Annotated in this window: 1 protein-coding gene and 1 pseudogene; both read left to right on the top strand. The window is 61.7% G+C overall.

The genetic code is table 11. From position 1 onward, the window contains the following. The coding region (locus AYR66_RS29165) for a site-specific integrase (RefSeq protein WP_088710791.1) at positions 1-1,307 on the top strand (1,307 nt) is incomplete at its 5' end. Continuing rightward, positions 1,294-1,490, top strand: a pseudogene (locus AYR66_RS28035) (hypothetical protein); the annotation flags it as partial. The gene AYR66_RS29165 and the pseudogene AYR66_RS28035, both read left to right, overlap by 14 nt.

Raw genomic sequence — 1,490 nt, 5'->3', positions numbered from 1 at the left:
TGTCGGGCACGCAGTCCATTCCGCTCGAGATTGCGTCGGCCTTGTTCCGGCACGCCGATGCGGTGCTGCAAGAAGCGCCGCTACTGCTGCAGGTGCGTGACGAACTGGCGGACCTGGAACGCCGGGCGACAGTGGGCTACAAACGGATGTTCGTGCTGAAGAATCGCCATCTGCGTTCACGCGGGTTGCCGCCGTTGCAGGCGTATCAGCGCGCGCTGATCGATGTGCGCATTGCCGGCTACATCGTGCTGGGGTTGCTCAGCGGGATGCGCAACCAGGAACTGGCGGATATCCGCGTCGGCTGCTACTACGAAACCGAGGTGGATGGCGTTACCTATGGCTGGCTGCGCAGCGTGAGCCGCAAGACCGGGGAGGGGGCGACCGAATGGATGATTCCGCCGTATGCCGGGCAAGTGATTGCGTTGCTGGAGCGCTTGTCGCAGCCGCTGCGGGAGGAATTGCAGGCGGAATTGGCAGCCATCGATGGCCAGTTGGCGGGCATGGCTGACAGCGACGCGCAGCGCGTGGTCCTGTTGGCGCGGCGCACGGCGCTGCGCCAGCATCAACACGGGCTGTTCCTTGGCAAAACAGCGGCCAGCGGCAACATTGCGATCTTGAGCCTCTTTAGCTGGAACGCCGAACTCAAGCGGTTTGCCCGCAACCACGGCATCCCTTGGCAACCGACCACGCATGAACTGCGGCGCACCTTTGCAGTGTTCGTTGCCGCGCATGGCAGAGGCAATCTGCTGTACCTGCGCGATCACTTCAAGCATTGGTCACTGGATATGACAGCGCTGTATGCGTTGAACGAGACCCAGGATGTCGACCTGTACGCGGAGATCCTGGAAAAGATGGAACAGGAGCAGGCAGTGCGGATTGCCAGCTGGCTGGATCCGGAAGTGCGATTGGCGGGCAAGGCTGGCGAGCGCATCATGCGCCAGCGGGTGCACATGAAATCGATGAACATGGTCAGCCGCAAGGAAATGGCCGAACGTGCAGGACAGGGGATCCTGTTGCGCAGTACCGGCCACAGCTGGTGCATGGCTGATGTGCTCAGTTGCGGAGGCCGCGGCTTGTACGACGCCATGGAATGTGCGGACTGCAGCCACGCCGTGATTGATGAAACGCAGCGGGACACCTGGCATGGACTATGGCTGCAGCAGCTCGAACTACGTGAGGTCAACGATATCGGTCCGGCGGCACAAGCCAAGATCGAGGAAAGCATTGCGACCGTGAAGCAGATTCTACGAAAACTGGATCCCGGCGTAGCTGACGCCCCGGGAAAGGAACCCCATGTCGCGTCGTGACAAAACCCAGCAGGAATTGCTGCTGGCATTACACCGGATTGAGCGAGGGGCGCCGCGCATTGTAGATCCCAAACGCAAGCTGTCGATCATGGCAGTCGCGGAAGAAGCGGGCGTGCACGCGACAACGATCCATACCCGCTACCCGGACATCGCCGAGCAGGTCAGGAAGCGGACGGCCCGGAC

This window comes from Noviherbaspirillum denitrificans, assembly GCF_002211445.1.
Lineage (GTDB): Bacteria > Pseudomonadota > Gammaproteobacteria > Burkholderiales > Burkholderiaceae_D > Noviherbaspirillum > Noviherbaspirillum denitrificans.
This window is presented reverse-complemented; position numbering and strand designations above follow the sequence as displayed.